The organism is Chloroflexota bacterium, from assembly GCA_026389585.1.
Lineage (GTDB): Bacteria > Chloroflexota > Dehalococcoidia > UBA2247 > RBG-13-53-26 > JAPLHP01.
Window position 1 is genome coordinate 12,719 of sequence record JAPLHP010000016.1, and the last position, 19,353, is coordinate 32,071.

A 19,353-nucleotide genomic window follows, 5' to 3' on the forward strand; every position below is an offset into this window, starting at 1 on the left:
CTGCTCTTGCGATGTAGGGGCTCTTCCATTATGGGGTTCCGGGATATCCACTGCCGCGTGCCGGATTGCCGTAGTTGATTATGTGACATTTCCCCTCGTATTGCGGTTGTTGCCCATATACATATATTTATTTGTTTGCTGTTCGACGAGCAAAGCTGACATAGTTAACCTCATAGTAGAAGTCTAGATCGGGCGAGCCGATTGAGGGAGGGACGTTATGGATGTCATTGAAGCTATCAACAGCCGGAGGAGCGTTCGGGCATTCAAGACTGAGCCTGTGCCCGGGGAGGTCCTCCGGTCGATCATGGAGGCTGCTCTGCGGGCGCCTTCCTGGGAGAACACTCAGCCGTGGGAGCTGGCTGTTCTGGGGGGGGATGTCATGAAGAATTTGAAGGCAGCCATTTTAAGTATGATGATGGCTGGAGAGAAGCCCAGTCTTGACCTACCCTGGCCCAAGTTTACCGGGCGGCACCTCGAACGGGCGAAGGCAGATGGCAGGCGTCTTTTCCTTGAATTAGGTATATCGAAAGAGGATAAGAATGCAATCATGAACTGGCGGTTGTCCATGTCCCAGTTCTTCGATGCCCCTAATGGAGTAATAGTATATATGGATGCTTCATTGGGGCAGTGGTCACTGGTCGATGTCGGGATAGCGCTGCAAAACCTGATGCTGGCGGCGTGTCACTACGGTGTGGGGTCATGCCCTCTGGCGGCTGTGGTGGTGTATCCTGCAGTTCTACGCGGTCTTCTGGGAATACCTGAATCGAAGCGTGTTGTTTTGGGTGTGGCTCTGGGATACCCGGATCTTTCGAAGCCAGCGTCAAAATTCCAGGCCAGTCGGGAGCCTTTGGAAAGCATGGTGACCTGGCATGGCTTCGACTAATCATGATGGCGAGGCGTCATGCAAGTTCGGTGAGTTGAGACGAGAACGGCGTGTGATGGGCAGGTTTGATGGCTTGGATAAGTGATATAATTCGCCGTTGGCCACTATTCTGACTTAGTAAAGAAGGTAGGCAACCTCAACTCGTCCCCAAACCTCATGCTTCTGGTACGGTGCTTTACCTAGTCTCCCCTTTGTATCCAGGCTGAGGTTGGGGTGGTACAATGTCGCAAGTGAATCAAACTGATGTCTCTGCTTGACATAATCAAGGGGCTTTTCACTGGACAGCCTGGTAGCGATTCCAGGCAAAGTGGCAATTCGGCTCTGGTAGTGAAGCCCTCCACCATAAGCAAAACGTCTAGCTCGCTGCAGAAGATTGGTGATGTTGAATCCAAGTGCCCCTACTGTGGTTGTACACTGGAGAAGAGACCAGTGCGAAAGAAGAAATGCACAAACTGCGGGAACTTCATTCTCGTCCGCACAAGACCGAGTGACAGTCAGAAGATTCTTGTCACAGAACAGCAAGCAGCACAGATTCAGAGGCAGTGGCAACACAGAATGCCTGAAGGACTTGAGAGAGACCCTGAGTATAGGCAAATGAGGGCGAAGCTAAGGGTCAACCGGGGCACAGAGCCTTCAGTGGAGGATGTCCGTTGGGCTTTGGCCAATGAGCGTTCACTTCAACATGCAAGAAAACGGGATTGGGGGCTGTATCGAAACGAGAAGTTGGATATGGCCGGGGTACTAGAGTATGAGGATAGATTGAGGGACGCTCTGCAAATGTATCTGGAAATCTGCTATCTTGATGTGAATGGCCCGACAAATGGAGGCGGCCCAAGAGCCTCCTTTGACCCCACACAGGCTTTCATAGCCCCAGGCATCATCTGGGAAGTAAGAGAGCTGAGTGATAACCTTGGGTTGGAGACAGCCGAGGTCAAGAGCCTGTTCATCGAGAGAGCCGAGATCGTTCACCATTCCTTGAGACTCCCAGTAGCTCCTGCCAAAGCCTGGGATCAAATAGAGCTGGAGTTGAGAGTCGCTCGTAGCCGCCCAACCAAGCCCTAATAGAACTCTAACCTTGTTCCTTCATGTATCCAAGCATGTCGCAGAGAACTTCAAAGGGAGGCTCAATGAGTGTAACGCATACTGCCAAAATGGATGGAAAATCTTGGGCAATCTACGGAGTGCTTCTAGGTCTAGTTGTGCCACCTGCCTTCTATGGGGTGTTCTCAGTGCTTGACATTGGTTTTCTTTACAAGTGGCTGATATGGCTAGGTGTAGTAATGTTTCTGGCAGTGCTCCTACGCTGGTATCCCTTCCAAATGTTCCTGCGGTGGATAGGCGAGCAGGCAACTGGCAACTGGCAACTGGCAAGCACACACAATCCTAAGGAGTTCGACTCTAACCCACCATAACCGAGGAGCACACAGCATGTTACTCCAGACCATCCCTTCCTATCCAGGCTGAGGTTGACACCCTTTGCCCCACCATGCTATTGTTCGAGCCGATCTGCACCGTTGAGCAAAGTGGACTGTGGCCTGCCAACACCCGTGCACTACTCGGAGTCGATACCCTGGGGAGAACTCTGGGCTACCATCACCTCCCGTTGGAGGAACTACCTCTTCCTGTTTCCGTCGAGACAGGTGATGGAGGGGAATGACAAATAGGAGGAGTCGCCAATGCCGATCTTCTTCATTCTCGTTCTGATCGTCATAGGTGTTGCCGTCATCGGCCTTGCTGTCTGGAACCGCCGACTCAGAGACAGGCGCCGGAAGGAGTTGGCCGAGTGGGCACGCCTGAACGAATTTGGCTTCCTACCTGCAGAGGACTACTCGATAGGCTTCCGCTACCAGTTTTTTAAGTGCTTGCAGCGGGGCGATAACCGCTACGGCTACAACATAATGGAGGGGATTTCCGGCAAACGAGTAGTGTGCGCCTTCGATTACCACTATGAAACGCACTCCAGTGACAGCAAGGGCAACCGGCAGACTCACCATCACCATTTCTCGGCCGTCGTTGTGGAAGCTGGCCTGCCGCTCAAGCCCCTGTTTATCCGCCCCGAGGGTTTTCTTGACAAAGTGACCGAGTTCGTCGGGTTCGACGACATTGACTTCGAGTCTGCAGAGTTCAGCAAACGGTTTTTTGTCAAATCCCCTGACCGTCGCTGGGCTTACGACGTTCTGCACCAGGCCACCATGGAGCTGATGCTGTGCTACCCCCGCTTTATCATTGACTTCCAGGGCAGCCAGGTCATGGCCTATTGGGACAACAAGACGTTCTCCCTGGGGGATTTCGGATCGGCACTGAAGGTGGTGACGGGCATCCTGGATGGGTTGCCTGACTCTGTGGTGCGGGAAATGAAGGGAATCCGTTCAGGAGGCCAGCCGTCATGACTTGGATAATTGGCATCACCATTGGCGTCGTCTTGTTGCTGGTGCTCTGGATAGCTGTGATGTACAACACCCTGGTGCGGGGCCGCAACCACTGTGATGAGTCGTGGTCGGACGTTGATACTGAACTGAAACGGCGCTATGATCTGATCCCCAACCTGGTCAACACAGTCAAGGGTTATGCCACCCATGAGAGGGAAGTCATGGAACAGGTGACTCAGGCTCGGAGTGCTGCTGTGGCCAGTCAGGGCTCGCCCTCCTCGCAGGCGCGCGACGAGAACGTGCTGGTGGGCACCCTGCGGCAGTTGCTCGCCGTGGTCGAGAGCTACCCTGACCTGAAGGCCAGCCAGAACTTTCTCAAACTTCAAGAGGAACTGGTCAACACGGAAGACCGTATTCAGAGAGCACGCCGGTTCTACAACGGCAATGTGCGGGACTACAACAACCGCGTGGAGCTGTTCCCGTCCGCCTTGGTGGCTGGATGCCTCGGCTTCAAGGAGCGCGAGTTCTTCGAGATCAAGGTGGCGGTGGAGCGCGAAGCGCCGGTGGCGAAGATGTAGGGCAGGTTGCTCAACGGAAAGGGCCATAGCAGAATCCCGCACCGAAGAGCCAGATTTGAGGGCAAGTTAGCGATTCGGCGCAGATTGACAGGGCTGCGAGAGATAGACCATGCCGCAGATGGAGACCAGGGACGTGCCATCATCACTGGCTGGACATTGAGCATAGCCTGTCAGTAAGCCTTTGACTTCGGACAGCACTGATAGTGTAATGTATATGGGAGGCATGCCGCAGATGCGCCTCTGGTCGCCCTCGCCCCTGATCTCCTCAAAGAAAGCCTCGGCGTTACCCTGACGAAGAATGTCGGTCAGCCTTTGATCCTGCTCTGCCAGCCTGTCCCTACCTGCAAGGTCTAGCGGGAGGTGATCCCCAAAAGCAGGCCCAATGTGAGCCAGGTCGGCTGCTGCTACTATGAGAGTGCGCCGATCGGTCGCTGCTTTCCTGATGATTTCGATAGTGGCTGATATGGATGTGCCTTGTAAGGGACTCTCACCCTGATCGATGAACGAGTGGAAGGAACCGCAAAGGACAGGGAGTATGTCACACCGTCTGTTACCCAGCAAGTAATGCAGCCAGATGAGCGCTGCCTCAACGGAATGCTCTCCACGGTGATGCAGTTCATTGCCGAAAACCCTTGCCTCTCCGGCTAGCCGGGCGATCTCGTCTACTAATTCCCGGGCTGTTGGCAGGATGCCCCAGGGGGTCTCATAATTCTGGCGGGTCAGGTTTATCTCACCCTCTCCTCCATTATGGTCTGTTCCCAATATAACGACCAGCTCAGTCTCCTCCAGGGCCGATGCTGCTTTGGCCCAGACTCTGGCATAGATAGGCCCACCCCTCGCAAAGTCGATGTGGGGGCTGATCAGTCCCTGTACCTCTCCGGTGGTTTGCGGGTCGTCCTTTTCTGCCTGGTCAAGGTATCTTTGCAGCAAAGCCCTGATTTCCTGGGGATCCTCCGGATAACATTTTCCAATAAGGAGGGGTTGCCTCGAGGCAGCATGTCGGAAATCATCGATGGCAACCTGATGGGCCTGGGCGAATCGCTCGTTGTTCAGAAGAAGAGCATTATCGAGCTCTGAAACGAGCTTCTCCATGATGGAGGTGCTGATGGGAATCCCTGTTCGCAGTTCAAACCCGGTCCTGACCATCCCCAAGTCACGGCTCCCATCCAGCAGTGTCAGGACTGGGGACAAGGCGCGAGGTACGAATAATCCTCTTTGGCTTATCCCCAGGGGGTCGCTTAGAAGGACACCTTGCTGTCCCCTGTGTAATACAGGCTGAGCATGGACCTCTCGAAGCTTAGGATTAGCCACAAAATCGAACTACCGAATTCTCTACCTTGCGGATTAGATGCCGTACAGGTTTATTTTTCCGCAGCCGAATCCAGCTATAAGGTTGCTTGCCGGAAGCGGTGGTACTGGAGAACCATGCGGGCTGTTTTGATCCCTCCGCCCGATGCCTTATGTGTGCCCATACCAGCGATGCCAACGTCGGCACCGGTATAGAAAAGCCCTCTGATCGGTGCCTTTGGTGATGGCTGATACTTGCCACACTGGCCTGCAATCTGGGCCAGGCCAACACACTCTCCCCCCTGCCCCTCAACCACATGATCGCGGGTAAAGTGTGACACCTCGGCCGGCCCCTCCAGTTCCTTGTACATAACGGCGTCCATGACCCCGGGATACAACTTGTCCCACATTTTGTCCATCTTCTCGTATAGCATCTTGATTTCTTTGGCATCCGGGTCTGGTGAACAGATGGTTCCAGCAACGATACACTGCTTACCCGGGGGTGCCATGTTGGGGTCAAAGTTGGAGGGGACTGTGGCGAACATCATTACCTCGTCGGATACCTCGCCAGAGCGCACCTTGAGGAAGCGCTCCAGGTTCATGGTCGTGTCATCGGCCCAGATGTTGTACATCTGATCTTCCAGGACTTTCTTATTGAGAAAATACTTGACGCCGGTGAATGCCCAGCCCGGGACCAGCCCCTTAACATAGTTTACATAACTTTTATCGAATTGGTTCTCACCCACCAGTTTGAGTACTGTGGGCTGGATGCCGACATCACTGATAATAATAGGTGCCTCGTAGGTGCCGTCCCCGGTGTCTACTCCGGTTACCCGGCCGTCGCTGATCTTTATCTTCTCTGCTCTGGTGTGCGCTCGTATCTCCCCCCCGTTGGCCTTCATTGCCTTGGCTAAGTCATCAAGCACACGTCCGAAGCCCCCGACGTAGTACCCTGCAGCTCCACGGAGAGCTATGTCCTGCATTATCACTATTTGTTCTGAGGCTGAAACAAGATCGATGGGCTCAGCCAGCGATCCATTGGCATGCATTGCAAAGTAACTGTAGAGGGGCAATGGCAAATCAGCAAATTGAGAAAGCCATTGCTCCGAGGTCAGGTCATCCAGGGCATTGATCTGCTCTGCAGGCATCATGACCACGTCAATCATGAACTTCAGTGCAGTCTCACGCTCCTTGCTTCCAATCTCCCAGAGGTCGAACAAGGGATCTGGTTGCAGTCCGGTGGTTGCAGGCAGGACGCCCTTATTATATTTCCCTGATCGACCTCTATATGCTAACCCGGCAACATTCAAGGGAAGCGGCTTAAGTTGAGACTCGATGCCCAGTTCTTTGAAGGCTACGGCAAAGCTTGGCCCCTGAGCCGGCACCTGAAGCTTGGGTCCCAGTTCATAAGAGAAGCCGTCTTTGTTGGTTGGCGTGACTGCCTTCCCGCCAGTCGTCTCATTTTTCTCCAGCAGCAGGGTCTTAGATCCCCATTTGGATAGTAAAGCGGCAGAGGTAAGACCACCTGGCCCTCCTCCTATCACTATCACATCGTATTTCTTTGTCATTTTGCCCCCCTTTCTATTTTGGCTACATGCCTGGAATTGGTGTTGGCTTTGGTACTAACGCATGATAAACCATGCATTTCTTTTTTGCAATTTCGTAATTGGCAAGCGAAAGGATGTGATAGCAACGAGCACAGAGAACTAAGGTTGACCAAGGTCGGCCAATAGTGCTAATTTAAGGAGGAGACAGGAACATTGTATAGCGGTTTGCGGTGTGTATTGAATGTAGAAGAGAGCATGATCCTGCCCAGTAGCCCAGACAGCCATAAGAGGCATATAGGAGGGATCGCATAGTGGTCTAGTGCGGGCGCCTGCTAAGCGCTTACAGGGGTTAAACTCTGTCGTGGGTTCGAATCCCACTCCCTCCGCCATATTGACAGGGCACTGCTTCAAACGAAACGAAAGGTCTTTCTCTCCCAGTTCTGGTTTAATTGCGTTGATCTCACATTCCAGCCGATTCTGAGGTAGAAAACCCGTGCCAAAATACTATATTTGGACTATTGGTTGTCAGATGAATAAGGCCGATTCGGACTGTATGGCCAACTACCTGGAGCATTCAGGGTACTCTCGCACAGAGATGGCTGATGAGGCTGAGGTGATTTTGCTCAATAGCTGCGTGGTGCGTCAGAATGCAGAGGATAAAGTAATCAACAAGCTCAACTCCCTCAGGGGTCTGAAGAGGAGGTCTCCAGGTGCGGTCATCGCTCTCACTGGCTGTATGGTTGGCTCTGAAATCGACGACCTTAGTAAGCGCTTCCCCTGGGTTGACCTTTTCTTTCGGCCACAGCAATGGGAAGTCTTCTTCCAATGGGCTGGAAGCCACGGATTAGGCAGCGCCGACAACAAGGGCTTTCTCACCCCTCAGCGACCTCCTGTGAGTGAGTTGATTCCGATCATGCATGGTTGCGATAGTTTCTGCTCCTATTGCGTTGTGCCCTATCGCCGCGGAAGGGCGAAGAGCCGTGACCTGCATGAGATCTGCTGTCAGGTAGAAGCGCTCGTTCAGCGTGGTGTGAAGGAAGTCACCTTGCTTGGTCAAATTGTCGATTCCTATGGCCTTGACCTGCCCTCAAGGCCTGATCTGGCGGATTTATTGGCAGAACTGAACAAAATCGAAGGACTTCTGCGAATACGCTTTCTGACCAACCATCCAAACTACATGAGCCACAAGCTTATCCAGGCGGTGGCTGGACTGGAAAAGGTCTGCGAGTATATCAGCCTGCCTGTTCAGGCTGGTGACAATGAGGTACTGAAGGCAATGCGGCGTGGCTATACAGTGGAGCATTATTGTGACCTGGTGGGGCAGATACGCGGAACCATCCCCGATGTTTCATTGAGCACCGATGTGATTGTTGGTTTTCCGGGTGAAACAGAGGAGCAGTTTGCCAGTACCCTGGACATCCTGCGGCAGATCAGATTTGATAAAGTCCACATAGCTGCCTACTCGCCCCGGCCTGAGACCATTGCCTTCCGAAAACTTGATGACAATGTCTCTTCTGAACGAAAGGAGCTGCGGCGTTTGCAGACTGAAGCTGTACAACAGCGTATAGCCGCCGAAATCAATGCCGACTTTGTGGGCAAGATAGTGGAGGTTCTGGTGGAGGGCAAGAAAAAGGATAAATGGCAGGGTCGCACTAGAGGGGACAATCTAGTATTCTTTCCGGGCAGTGACAGCCTGGTTGGGCAGTTGGTGATGGTGATAGTTGAGAAGACCAGCGCTTTCGCACTGCAGGGCGTGCCACAAGAAAAGATTAAGAATCCAGTAGTTTGACGGAGTTCTTGCCCAGGAACTCCTTCATAGAGTCAAACCATCTGGCCTTCAGGTCGTCTGGCCACTCGGTATTGAAGGAAGGGAACTTATCCATTAGAAACATCATGGTCTGAAGACGGTCGAACCATTCTCCCCGGACATCTTTAGGCCAATTTGGATCAAAGTCTGGCAATTTGGCAGCCAGATAGTTCGATCCCAGCAGCCCGGCTTTGTCCAATTGACGCCTGGGGGATGATGAAAGAGAGGGCGATCTCCTTTTTCGGGGTGGGAGTGCCTGAGGGCTGGCTTTCTGAGATGTCCCTACCCTGGACCTGGTCAATAGGTTGGGCGATAACCCTATGCCTGAGTCCTTAGCAAGAGCCAGGAAAAAGGAAAGGCACTTGTTGCCTACATTATTATCAGCGCCGAACTGGCGGAAGCACTCTTTTACCTGCCCCAGCGTAGCGTGTTCCAGATCCAGGCCTCCGAATACCGGCTTATAAGCTGCCTCAGCTATTTCTCTCAGCAGCAATCTGCGGTTTTCTCCCTCTGTCTTTACCAGGTTCAAGAGCTTATCAGTTGGTTCATTCCCGGGGCCGATCAGATCCAGGAAAGAAAGGGTGGCCCTGACAGTCAACGCTGTGCTTTCGGACACCCCGAGGTCCTTAAGATAACTTTGATCCAACTGCAACGGAACGTGCTGGTATAGAGCTCCAAGAAGCCTTTGCCAGGTGGCGTAGGTCAAATATGGTGGCAGACGGTTCTTTCCTCTTGATTTCATAAATTCAGTCTTCCCTTCTCAGTAATCGCCATTTCAGGATTATAGTCCTGGTGAAATGAAATGTCAAGACCATTGACTTATGAAATTATATTTCATTATGAAATGATACCTGAAATGAAATCATGTGGGCAATGAGGTAAAATTTTAGTGTGAAATTGGCGATATAAACAATTTATTTCAATTGTGAAAAGCTATTGACAAGCAATTTTTTTGTGATCTACAATGGCTTGTCTGTGAAATTCCCCTAGTCACCTAGGTACCAAGGTGGATTTAGAGGGAAAGTGGGAAACAGGAATGAAGATAGGAATCAAGAAAATAAATACAAGTAGAAAATCGAGAAGGAGGAGCAAGTGAACGAAAGAGACGCAAGGGTTCCTGCGCCCATTAAGGTGATTGGTGTGGGTGGGGGTGGATGCAATGCTGTACGGCGGATGCTGGTGAAGCCGACGCCGGGGGTCCAGTATATAGTATGTAATACTGATATCAAATCGCTGGATTCCTGCCCCACCGATGTACTGTCGGTGCAGATTGGTGAGCATATCACCCGTGGCTTCGGGGCAGGGGGAGACATGGCGGTAGGGGCAAAGGCTGCGGAGGAGGGTCGTTTTCTATTAAAGAGGGCACTTAAGGATGCCGAGTTGGTATTCGTCACGGCTGGCATGGGTGGAGGCACGGGGACAGGCGCAGCTCCAGTTGTAGCTCAGATAGCCAAGGAAAGCAAGGCCTTGGTCATCGCCGTAGTAACCACCCCATTCTCTTTTGAAGGGAAGAGACGTTTCTCACTGGCTCTAACGGGTATCCGCAGACTCAGACCGGAAGTAGATAACCTGATCATCATTCACAATGACCGGCTGCTGCAATTCTGTGAGTCAAACGTCCCAACGCAACATGCATTTTCTGTTGCCGATGAAGCTGTTTCCGAGGGTATTTTGGCCGTATCTAACCTGGTTAATGTATCAGGGGAGATCAATGTTGACCTGGCTGATGTGAAAGCCGTCATGGGTATTCCTGGTGGTGCACTCCTTGCCATTGGCAAAGCAGATAGCAAGAGCCGCTACCCGGCGCAGGAAGCAGCAGAGCAAGCCATTCAGAACCCGTTGCTGGATATAGACATAAAGGGAGCCAAAGGCATCCTGTTCAATTTCAGTGGTGGCCCGGATCTAACACTGGGTGAGGTAAACGATGCGGCCAATCTCATTGCCAGGGAAGTGGATAGCAGTGCCCTGATGTTCTTTGGTATGTCCACCCCCAGCGAAGAAATGAGGAATGTGGTGAAGATCACGCTCATTGCCACTGGCATACATCCGCCTTTGCCCACCAGCTGGCTGGCTGAAATGGGAGAGACTATTAAAGAGGTGCTAACAGGGCACAAGAGGCCTGGTTCATATCACTAGTAGTAGAGGTATAACACAAAATAATGGCTGAATCAGACCGAAAAGGGGGTTAGACGAGATGTCACAGTTGCTATCATGGATCAATGCGGTATCGGGGATGATACTCTTCTTTGCCATGTCTAATATAACGACTTGGGTCATCTTCGACTCGCCGCAAGCCAAGATATTCCCCTTCCTCGTTGGCATACTGCTCCTGGGTAATGCAGTATACCTATCCGTGGCAAAGGGAGAGATCTCGAGCCATCGCAGTTAGGGGGTCATGAAATGGCACGTTTGTTAAGCTGGGCCAACATGCTGGTGGGTGGACTGTTATTGTTTGCACTTTCAGACATAGCAAGCTGGTCCTGGTTTTCGGCCCCCGCCGCCAGGCTGATTGTCTTTGTTCTAAGCGTGCTGCTGGTAGGGAATGCAGTTATCCTCTCGTTTGGAAGCGAAGGACAATGGGCACGGCGGGATGGAGTGGCCTAGCCTCCTTATGAACGGCCTCGCGTTTAGGGGAAGCAAGCTTTTGTACTTTTGGGGAGAGGGATGGGCTCCCTCTCCCCACAACCAGCGGGGATTCTTGATACATATATCTAATGAAAGGAGGGAGAGGCAAGGAGCATGATAGATACAGTGCGGGGAGGCATGAGAGCGGGTGACCGTGCCAGGACACCGGCGCTGATCAAGGTAATAGGTGTCGGCGGTGGCGGCTGCAATACTGTCCGCCGCATGATGCGCACTCAACAGACTCCTGGCGTGGAATATATTGTCGCTAATACGGATGTAAAGTCCTTAGACCTGATCCAGGGAGGAGCAATTTCACTGCAAATCGGCGAGCATCTCACCCATGGGTTTGGTGCTGGGGGAGATCCCAAGGTTGGTGGCCAGGCGGCTGCAGAGGCGGAGTTTCTGCTCAAACGAGCACTCAAGGATGCTGAGCTGGTATTTATCACAGTGGGTATGGGTGGAGGCACAGGCACCGGAGCAGCTCCAGTAGTAGCTCAAATAGCCAGGACCTGTGGTGGGCTGGTTCTTGCTGTTGTAACCACCCCCTTCTCCTTTGAAGGCAGGAAGCGTGATGAGGTTGCCATGGCAGGCGTCGATAAGCTTAGGTCAATGGTCGACAACATGATTGTTGTCCACAATGACCGCCTTCTCCAATACTCAGACCACAATGCCAGCATAAGCCAAGCCTTCGCCATGGCTGACGGGGTGGTGAGCGAGGGGATCTTAAGCGTATCCCAGCTTGTCAATGTCCCCGGAGAGATAAATGTTGACCTGGCTGATGTGAAAGCCGTAATGAAGCTGGCTGGAACAGCTATCATGGCTATGGGCCATGGTGAGGGACAGCATCCTGCTATGGATGCTGCAGAACAAGCTATCACCAATCCTCTGCTCGATGTCACCATGAAAGGGGCCAGAGGGCTTCTGGTCAGTTTCTCCGGTGGGCCAGACTTGAGCCTCGGCGAGGTCAATGAGGCAGCGACAGCCATCGCCAGAGAAGCTGATCCCAATTGTAATTTCAAGTTCGGCCTGGCTTCCCTCAGTGATGAGCTTCGGGGGAAGGCCAAGGTTACCGTTATTGCTACAGGCATAAGAGCATCAGGCATAAGAACATCGTCGTCTTCGTCTTCGCCGCCACCCTCTATGACCTCGACGACCAAGGGGTTATTCAAGAGCCTGGGACAGCAGATCGACAAGGCGACCAAAGATCGCAAATGGTTTTAGTTGAGACTTACTAGGGAAGTTTGAGCAATAAAGGAGGAGGGATTTACTATGGCGCGTGTGCTAGGTATGGTTAATGTGGTTATTGGATTCTTCCTGTTAGTGCTGGTCTTGTCAGGGGTATTCAGCCAGGTGTTGTCACATATATCAGGCTGGAACCACTTCGACAGCATGGGGGCTAAGGTGGTTGTTTGTATTGCCGGCGTCTTGGCCCTTGTCAGCTCCGGTTATCTCGTTCTCGGACAGGGACGACGAGAGAACAGATAAGAGGTTACCTGACTAACTGCCCAACGTATGAGTTTCTGCAATTCTAAGAACAGAAGTGGCTGAGACAGTCTGTGTGTCAAGGCATGGAGAAGCTCCTCTTTACTAGTCCCGTGTGGAGGGGGAAGAGACTATTAATAGGATGGAGGAAATGCCAAAGATGGAAGAGGCGGAGAAGACATTAAGAGTGGGGGATGGTGTCAGGGCGATAGCGCACATCAAGGTTATTGGGGTAGGCGGTGGTGGCTGCAATGCTGTCCGTCGGATGATGTACGAGCATACGCTCAGAGGGGTGGATTACATTGTGGTCAACACCGACATTAAGTCCCTGGAGCTAGCATCACATACCCAGTCTGTCCAGTATTCCATCCAGATTGGTTCTCATCTCACTGAGGGTTTTGGGGCAGGAGGTGAGCCCAAGGTCGGTGAATTGGCCGCAATGGAAAGCCGCATGGCTTTACAGAAGGTCATTAGAGGGGCTGATTTGGTATTCATTACTGCCGGCATGGGTGGCGGCACGGGCACTGGTTCAGCTCCGGTAGTGGCTGATATAGCCAGAGAGAGTGGTGCCCTTGTTGTCGCTGTAGTTACCACCCCGTTCTCCTTCGAGGGCAACAAGAGAACAGAGGTTGCCTTTACTGGCCTCCGTCGTCTTATGGAGAAGGTGAATAGCACTATCATTGTCCCCAACGATCACCTTCTCCGCTTGGGAGATCATGATGTCCCGATTCAAAAAGCCTTTGCCGCAGCAGATCGGGTGGTGGCAGAGGGGATCATGTCCATATCAGAGCTGATTAATATCCCTGGAGAGATAAACGTGGATTTGGCTGATGTCAAGAGGGTTATGGGTATTCCGGGAGTAGCCCTCATGGCTACAGGGTGGGGGAAGGGTGCCAATGGAGCGGAACAGGCAGCAGAAGAGGTTATCTATGAACCCCTGCTCGAAACTCATGTAAATGGTGCCAAGGGTGTTCTTTTCTGTTTCTCCGGTGGCCCGGACTTGACCCTTGGAGGAGTGGAGAAGGCAGCCTCTCTCATTTCCAAGCATGTCGACCCTCGTGCCCTTATCTTCTTTGGTATTAACCTGCCCAGGGAGGAGTTAATCGGCCAGGTAAAAATCAATCTGGTAGCTACGGGTATAAGGCCGTCAGTAGAAGGCAATTGGTTATCCGGAGTCAAGCAAAACTTGAAGAGCACTGCGGCTCAGGCTCAGCCGAGCAAACTCACCAGATTGGGTATGGGATATGCTTCAACATAGAGACCGAAGTATACCCTGCGCATCGGGTGAGAAATAAGAAGGGGATGCAAAGTAATTAGTATGGAAACGGGAGGTTAGACGATGGCACAGGTAATGTCATGGCTCAACATGATGACGGGGTTGATACTCTTCTTTGCCATGTCCGGTATAAGCCAGGATTGGGTTATGTTCTCCAATCCGCAAGCCAAGATATTTCCCTTTGTGCTGGCCATATTACTCCTGGTGAATGCGGTGTATCTCGCCCTGGCAAGAGGGGAATTCTGGGCCCGCCGCCGTTAAGTAGCCTTAAGTCGCGATGCGCTATTTCTAAGATGTAGAGAGCACACTGATGGTGCTTAATTCATTGAGCTAATTGTAAAAGGAGGTTATCAGATGTCACGTTTACTAAGCTTTGCCAACCTGCTGGTGGGTGGACTGTTATTGTTTGCCCTTTCAGACATAGCCAGTTGGTCCTGGTTTTCAGCTCCAGCCGCTAGGCTGATTGCCTTTATTCTCAGCGTGGTGCTGGTGGGGAACGCAGTAATCCTCTCGTTTGGAAGTGAAGAGCCGCAGAGCAGAATGGCCTCCTAGCCATTCCTCTTTGAACAGATCTCTTTTTAAAGCAACGAGGGGGATAAGGAGGGGCAATGCCGAGTAGGACGGAAGTAATGGTTTGGGGTCTAGTGGTTATTGTCATGTGCATAATAGCGATTGACGTATTGAGTCCCTGGGCATAGTCTGCGAGATTATCTCTGGGAGCTGTGTAATACCGGTTGATGACTTTGGCCTGGAGGCGATATTGAAAAAAGGGAGAATAGTACTTTTGGTATCCGTTATTAACAAGAGTGGCATGTCAGTCCTGGTTGTCTTGGGGAGATGATGGGGGTAGCCTATGAAAATCAAGAACAGTCTCAGGGTTGCGGCTGCGGCTTTGATCCTGTTACCAGAGCCTATAACTACGCTACCCGGTATAGTTTTGCTATTGATGTCACTCGCTTTGCGGGAACAACGCTACAGATTGGCTCCCTGCTCCGGCGTGACTATACGGAGAGGCACTTTGCCAAGGTAGGGTACTGTGAAAGCGATCAAAGGAAACTCGGAGTAGTTGGTTGACTTATCCAGAGATATGTGCCAGCGGGCAGGCTAGGAGGAGCAAGGTCCCCCCCTTGCCTGGCAGGTTTCATAAAGGTAGATGGCTGGAGCCAAGATATCTTTCGTTCTTGCAGCCTTCGATCAGTGAGATTTCACTGCACTAGCCTGCCTGCTGACCAAATTTGCCTGTAAAGGCCTTCGAACCACAATGGGTTGCTAACCAAACAGCCTTCGCTCCACCTCTTTTAGCCGTTCTATTCCCTTGATCTCGTAAGGGAAGAGGGGCAGTAACAAGGAGTTGTTAGCTCCGTATTTGTCCTCCACCTCTAGGATGTAGCGTTGTTGCATCTGTGCCTTGCTGTGAAGAAACGGCGAGTCTGCTCCCTGCACCACTTGATTGACAATTATGTGATTGATATGGAGGCCATAGTCATTGAACTCGCCGAATATATCTTCAAGCTGATGCACGGCCAGGGCTTCCGCTATGGTAACAAGATTGAACTCCACCTCGTTCTTCAGGAATGCCATGTCCTTATCGGAAAGCTGCTGCCACTCCCTGATTAATCCGAGAACGGAGCGTTTCATCTTTTGCGTCGTTTTCAAAGACGAATAGATTCTGGCGGCGGGCTTAAGGTGTTCATTGACAATGGATGGCATCCGTAAGAGCCCCAGGGTTTGTCCTGCGGGTGCAGTATCCCACACTATTCTCTCAAATTCCCCAGATTCGCTGATCTCCCTGATATAGTCAACCATGAACTCGTCTCTGATCCCAGGAAGGATGGTGGCAACAAATCCCGTAAACTCATCGTAGTCGATATCAACGAAACTGGAGAATACATCGTAAACTTGAGATCCGAACTTCTTACTCCAAAGCGCTTTTATGTCGCTGTAGCCGATCTCGTCTAAGTACAGATTCTCAGTGACCTTGGCTGGCTTGTCCGAAGAATCCAGTTCGAAGATATCTCGCAGAGAGGGCGTAAAGTCAGTGGAGATGATGATAGTTCTCTTGCCAGACGCAGCGTGGTGCAGAGCGGTAGCTGCAGCAGAGGTGGTCTTGCCCACACCTCCCTTACCACAGAACATGGTGACTTTCTGGGAGTTCAGTCCGTCTGTTCTTATTACCATGCTCAATTTTGTCCGATGTAGTTAATTCTAACACCCTCTCAGGGGTGATACCAATTAATTCCATGCGGTGATCCAAAATGTCACTGGGCGGGCACAACTACCACCCAAATCCACCACCTGTTTTCGTTATCGGTGTGGTGAGAGGCTTGGTGCGGTCTTGGAGCGGGGATATGCCCCGTAAGCAGAAGCTGGGGGTTGTTATCGGAGGACTTTCCCCACTCTTAGCGGCCAAGGAATGCCGAAAGGGGCTGCCTGCAGCCAAAAAAGCGCACTATTCCCCCTTCCGCCTGAATGGCATCACTCTTCCGCTGGTCACTTATCGGCCAGTATCATGGCGGTCCCGCCGCCACAGGTAAGCCTCTGTAGTCCTGAGACAGCGCATTAATGCGTCGCCTCACTTCCAGCAGTAGCCCACAGGCCGGATGATCTGCACTCAAGCGGATGATGAGATGACGGGCATGCCTTACTTACCCGTCCAGCTATGTTGATGAAGCCAAACCTCACTGCCTTCATCCGCTTTGGCGCCCATCCCTCAGGCATGACCAGCCGCTTCATCAGCGAATTGAGATTGTAAGCTAGTACTGTTATTCCCCACCACGCAGCGTTGGCACAAGCAAGCATTGGGATTACTCATTTGGCACGTGTGAAGGTGTCATCAGGCGCCAGGGCCAGAGGAAGTACGCAAAAGTCTCTGGTAGTACATGGCCACGTCATCAGCGAACGCAAGCGATTTTGACAGCTCGGTCAGAACAATGACCTTGCGTTTTTTCCATCTGTACTCGAGCCAGTCCAGTAGATCAGTACCCGAAAGGTTCGGCGCAGGTAGGCCAAGAACGAAACTCAACTCCAATGCATCACGAAGCCGGGGTGCTGCAACCAACCCCAATTCCTTCTCAAGGAGCGTAGAGAGCTCCCGGATGACCTTGTTGGCTTCGTACTTCGAGCCTGAGTCATGCAAATCCAGGGCATCGGTCTTAGACGAAAGCCAATGTCTAAGATCTTGGGTCTTATCTCTCAGCCGGACTGCCTCTGATATGAGTGCGGCCGGGTCACCTTTTGCTTTGAGAATTAGATAGCCGGCGATAGATGGAACTCCCAGAGGAACGTCTCGCAGTTTCCTGACCGCCTGGTCCACTACACCTGCAAGGTGCGAAACCAGGAACGCATTGTCCTTTCGCAGAAGGTGCGCCCGCGAGACAGCCGGAGTGTAACGAGCTTGGTAGCTCGAAGCGAGAGAGTCATTGAAGTAAGCCCTGCAGAACATATCAAGTTGGATGAGGGTGCCATCGGAGCGGGGCCACCGTGACATCTGTCTGGAGGCCGCATGTCGGAGGGATTCACATGAGCACAGCATGAATGCTGCTGCACCCAACTTCTTTGAAGATAGAGCCTGCTCTCGATGCTCGTTCAGCTCAGAGTCTGACATGCCTGGTGTCAAGAGCCGCCGAATGATTTCAACTTGGGTAGAGATAATAGCTGTTCGCAGCCCCGAAGGATAGAGCCCAGGCAACGTCTCAGCACGAGGGTTGAAAGCCAATTCCAAGTCATCAGCGCATCTCTTGGCAGCACTTTCGCAAGTGGCAACGAAAGTTGTGTCATCGACTCTATTGAGCTCCAGTGTTTCTGGAGTCACGCCAAGTCCAAGAAGCCGCGCTCGAACCTCGCTCGTAGGAGTCGCCAATACTACTACATCGTCTCCATAGCTATCTACTACGAGACGGTCTGCAAATGCGAGGAGGGTGGCAAGCTGCAGGAGTTCGTGAAGGTTGACCACGTCGACGGTCTTGCCCTCAAGGAACCCGCCGGCAGATTGGATTGCCGTGTTGTCTACAAAGACCTGCATTTCGACAATACCCTATTTTGGCAGGGAATCTGGGGCAACCAAGAACCACGTTCAGCCGATGTGGCAAGCCTTCGAGCTAGATTCGGGCCACGACGGGCGGCCAGCTCGAACATCAAGCTGATTTCGACCTTCTTCCCTAGGTCAATGAATCAACCATGTATCTCTGGCCCACACTCCCATTCATCCTGCTATAGCTGGCTAGATACTACAGACGAGTCGCGGATAATGTCAAGAATGATAGTCTGTCCGAGCCCAACCTCAGCTTGGATACAAAGGGGGGCGTTGGGGAACACACCGGAGAATGCTACGTCCAGGTGGCGATAACGACGGCGTCGGGGTCGTTCTCCCGTTCCTGGTGGAAGGGGCGAGTGCCGCGCAACCATTCTCGCATGGACGCGGGCATCGCGAACGTCTGGTCAGGATCATGGGGCGAAATATCTCCGCTACGCGATTATTGGGACGGACTCCTGGCGTTCAAGTTAGGCTCCTAAAGCCAAATGTGCTAATATAGCAGCAGTTTGTATCGGAACGCCGGGCAACTCATCGTGAGTGACTTGGCTATTGGGATGGGTGTGCCTGGAGGCAAACACATTCTCCTTAAGGTGATGGTATGGCGAGGGCCCTGCTGGTCAGTTACTGCGGATATCCCGACATCACTTCACTAATGCCAGACAACGGCTTGGCCAACCTGGCCGGCTCGCTGGTTAGTGAAGGTCACCATGTCAAAGTACTGGACTTCGCAACCATCGACACCATGAGAAGGTTGGTTCCCGAGCAGTTGAGAACAAAGCTGAGACAGCTATGGCCTGAGATATCGTCTTATGGTTCACTCAATGACGAACAGAAAGGTAATCTCGCCTCCCAGCTAGTGAATGTCGACCAAGCGTTGACCAAATACCATGAGCAAGAAGCCCATCGGATTGCCGACGAGGTCGTTGGCGTTGTACAACAGGAGAGCCCGGACTTCGTGGGCTTCAAGCTTTGGGTCGGCGATGGTCTCGATCCTTCCATACAAACTGCCCAGCGTCTCAAGAAGGAATTCCCCGGCCTACGAATCTACGGTGGTGGTCCTTTGATTGACCAGACGATGGATAAGTTCTATCACCTCAAGGGAACCGACGCTTTTGATGCAGTCTCCTATGCTGAGGGCGAGGAGACTATTCTCGCCTTGGCTGCCCATTCAGTTGGCAAAGCTCAACTAGCTGAAATACCTAATCTGGTCTTTCGGAATGGAGACAGCACAGTCACAACAGCACTGAACAGACCTAGTCTAGTATTTCATAAACTGCTTTACAACGAGCGAGCTTGTCAAGAATGGCTTTGGCGGAGGCTTTCCACACCAACGGTTTAGGGTCGGCATTGGATATTGTCAGGTACTCCTTAATGGCATGGATCAACTCTGGCACACTTCCGAAGCTTCCACGCCGCAGACGCTTTTCCGTCAACTCCCCCAACCAACGCTCAACAAGGTTCAGCCA

23 protein-coding genes and 1 tRNA gene are annotated in these 19,353 nt (G+C 52.2%); 17 read left to right on the plus strand and 7 right to left on the minus strand.

Annotated elements, in window-relative coordinates:
* The first annotated feature begins 217 nt into the window (after positions 1 to 217).
* The 5 genes from NTZ04_01320 (at position 218) to NTZ04_01340 (ending at position 3,830) form a co-directional block, all read left to right on the plus strand.
* Positions 218 to 883, plus strand: a complete 666-nt coding sequence (locus NTZ04_01320; protein ID MCX5990965.1) for a nitroreductase — start codon at positions 218 to 220, stop codon at positions 881 to 883.
* 243 nt (positions 884 to 1,126) lie between these two features.
* Entirely contained in the window at positions 1,127 to 1,945 is an 819-nt protein-coding gene (locus NTZ04_01325) for a hypothetical protein (protein MCX5990966.1), read from the plus strand.
* Positions 1,946 to 2,010: 65 nt separating this feature from the next.
* Positions 2,011 to 2,295, plus strand: a complete 285-nt coding sequence (locus tag NTZ04_01330; protein MCX5990967.1) for a hypothetical protein — start codon at positions 2,011 to 2,013, stop codon at positions 2,293 to 2,295.
* A 264-nt stretch (positions 2,296 to 2,559) separates the two neighbouring features.
* Entirely contained in the window at positions 2,560 to 3,273 is a 714-nt protein-coding gene (locus NTZ04_01335; GenBank protein MCX5990968.1) for a hypothetical protein, read from the plus strand.
* Positions 3,270 to 3,830 carry a LemA family protein gene (locus NTZ04_01340; GenBank protein MCX5990969.1) on the plus strand — a complete coding sequence of 187 codons (561 nt, stop codon included), beginning with the start codon at positions 3,270 to 3,272 and terminating at the stop codon, positions 3,828 to 3,830. The genes NTZ04_01335 and NTZ04_01340 overlap by 4 nt, the downstream gene beginning before the upstream one ends.
* Positions 3,831 to 3,896: 66 nt before the next feature.
* Here NTZ04_01340 and amrB read toward each other — a convergent pair whose 3' ends face one another.
* Together amrB and NTZ04_01350 are read right to left on the minus strand one after the other, a co-directional pair.
* Positions 3,897 to 5,141, minus strand: a complete 1,245-nt coding sequence (amrB, locus tag NTZ04_01345) for an AmmeMemoRadiSam system protein B (GenBank protein MCX5990970.1) — start codon at positions 5,139 to 5,141, stop codon at positions 3,897 to 3,899.
* A 74-nt stretch (positions 5,142 to 5,215) separates the two neighbouring features.
* On the minus strand, positions 5,216 to 6,685 hold the full coding sequence (locus NTZ04_01350) for an FAD-dependent oxidoreductase (GenBank protein ID MCX5990971.1): 1,470 nt from the start codon (positions 6,683 to 6,685) through the stop codon (positions 5,216 to 5,218).
* Between the two features lie 276 nt (positions 6,686 to 6,961).
* Here NTZ04_01350 and NTZ04_01355 point away from each other — a divergent pair.
* Both NTZ04_01355 and miaB read left to right on the plus strand, forming a co-directional pair.
* Positions 6,962 to 7,053: transfer RNA gene (locus NTZ04_01355), tRNA-Ser, on the plus strand.
* A gap of 104 nt (positions 7,054 to 7,157) precedes the next feature.
* Entirely contained in the window at positions 7,158 to 8,453 is a 1,296-nt protein-coding gene (miaB, locus tag NTZ04_01360; protein ID MCX5990972.1) for a tRNA (N6-isopentenyl adenosine(37)-C2)-methylthiotransferase MiaB, read from the plus strand.
* Here the strand turns inward: miaB and NTZ04_01365 are convergent.
* On the minus strand, positions 8,434 to 9,213 hold the full coding sequence (locus NTZ04_01365; GenBank protein ID MCX5990973.1) for a DUF5343 domain-containing protein: 780 nt from the start codon (positions 9,211 to 9,213) through the stop codon (positions 8,434 to 8,436). The two genes, miaB and NTZ04_01365, sit on opposite strands and share 20 nt — an antisense overlap.
* A 350-nt stretch (positions 9,214 to 9,563) precedes the next feature.
* On the opposite strand from NTZ04_01365, the gene ftsZ (NTZ04_01370) reads away from it, so the two are divergent.
* The 9 genes from ftsZ (NTZ04_01370) (at position 9,564) to NTZ04_01410 (ending at position 14,928) form a co-directional block, all read left to right on the plus strand.
* On the plus strand, positions 9,564 to 10,607 hold the full coding sequence (gene ftsZ, locus NTZ04_01370; protein MCX5990974.1) for a cell division protein FtsZ: 1,044 nt from the start codon (positions 9,564 to 9,566) through the stop codon (positions 10,605 to 10,607).
* A 58-nt stretch (positions 10,608 to 10,665) separates the two neighbouring features.
* Positions 10,666 to 10,860 carry a hypothetical protein gene (locus NTZ04_01375; GenBank protein ID MCX5990975.1) on the plus strand — a complete coding sequence of 65 codons (195 nt, stop codon included), beginning with the start codon at positions 10,666 to 10,668 and terminating at the stop codon, positions 10,858 to 10,860.
* An 11-nt stretch (positions 10,861 to 10,871) separates the two neighbouring features.
* Positions 10,872 to 11,075, plus strand: a complete 204-nt coding sequence (locus tag NTZ04_01380) for a hypothetical protein (GenBank protein MCX5990976.1) — start codon at positions 10,872 to 10,874, stop codon at positions 11,073 to 11,075.
* Positions 11,076 to 11,210: 135 nt separating this feature from the next.
* Positions 11,211 to 12,317 carry a cell division protein FtsZ gene (gene ftsZ / locus NTZ04_01385; protein ID MCX5990977.1) on the plus strand — a complete coding sequence of 369 codons (1,107 nt, stop codon included), beginning with the start codon at positions 11,211 to 11,213 and terminating at the stop codon, positions 12,315 to 12,317.
* Between the two features lie 48 nt (positions 12,318 to 12,365).
* Positions 12,366 to 12,581 (plus strand): hypothetical protein, encoded by a 216-nt coding sequence (locus NTZ04_01390; protein ID MCX5990978.1) that lies wholly within the window; start codon positions 12,366 to 12,368, stop codon positions 12,579 to 12,581.
* A gap of 148 nt (positions 12,582 to 12,729) precedes the next feature.
* The gene (ftsZ, locus tag NTZ04_01395) at positions 12,730 to 13,836 is read left to right on the plus strand and encodes a cell division protein FtsZ (GenBank protein ID MCX5990979.1); all 1,107 of its coding nucleotides are present in this window, start codon (positions 12,730 to 12,732) and stop codon (positions 13,834 to 13,836) included.
* Between the two features lie 81 nt (positions 13,837 to 13,917).
* Entirely contained in the window at positions 13,918 to 14,115 is a 198-nt protein-coding gene (locus NTZ04_01400) for a hypothetical protein (protein ID MCX5990980.1), read from the plus strand.
* A gap of 93 nt (positions 14,116 to 14,208) precedes the next feature.
* Complete coding sequence (locus NTZ04_01405) at positions 14,209 to 14,406, plus strand: hypothetical protein (GenBank protein ID MCX5990981.1); 198 nt, start codon at positions 14,209 to 14,211, stop codon at positions 14,404 to 14,406.
* A gap of 285 nt (positions 14,407 to 14,691) precedes the next feature.
* On the plus strand, positions 14,692 to 14,928 hold the full coding sequence (locus tag NTZ04_01410) for a hypothetical protein (GenBank protein MCX5990982.1): 237 nt from the start codon (positions 14,692 to 14,694) through the stop codon (positions 14,926 to 14,928).
* A gap of 195 nt (positions 14,929 to 15,123) precedes the next feature.
* Here NTZ04_01410 and NTZ04_01415 read toward each other — a convergent pair whose 3' ends face one another.
* From NTZ04_01415 to NTZ04_01425, 3 genes are all read right to left on the minus strand, one after another.
* A complete protein-coding gene (locus tag NTZ04_01415; GenBank protein MCX5990983.1) occupies positions 15,124 to 16,032 on the minus strand; it encodes an ArsA family ATPase in 909 nt (302 codons plus the stop codon).
* Between the two features lie 381 nt (positions 16,033 to 16,413).
* Positions 16,414 to 16,653, minus strand: coding sequence for a hypothetical protein (locus NTZ04_01420; protein MCX5990984.1), 240 nt, complete (start codon positions 16,651 to 16,653; stop codon positions 16,414 to 16,416).
* A 34-nt stretch (positions 16,654 to 16,687) separates the two neighbouring features.
* Complete coding sequence (locus tag NTZ04_01425) at positions 16,688 to 17,875, minus strand: hypothetical protein (protein MCX5990985.1); 1,188 nt, start codon at positions 17,873 to 17,875, stop codon at positions 16,688 to 16,690.
* Positions 17,876 to 18,485: 610 nt separating this feature from the next.
* Here NTZ04_01425 and NTZ04_01430 point away from each other — a divergent pair.
* A complete protein-coding gene (locus tag NTZ04_01430) occupies positions 18,486 to 19,226 on the plus strand; it encodes a hypothetical protein (protein ID MCX5990986.1) in 741 nt (246 codons plus the stop codon).
* Here NTZ04_01430 and NTZ04_01435 read toward each other — a convergent pair.
* A partial coding sequence (locus tag NTZ04_01435) for an IS630 family transposase (protein MCX5990987.1) occupies positions 19,141 to 19,353 on the minus strand: 213 nt, incomplete at its 5' end. The two genes, NTZ04_01430 and NTZ04_01435, sit on opposite strands and share 86 nt — an antisense overlap.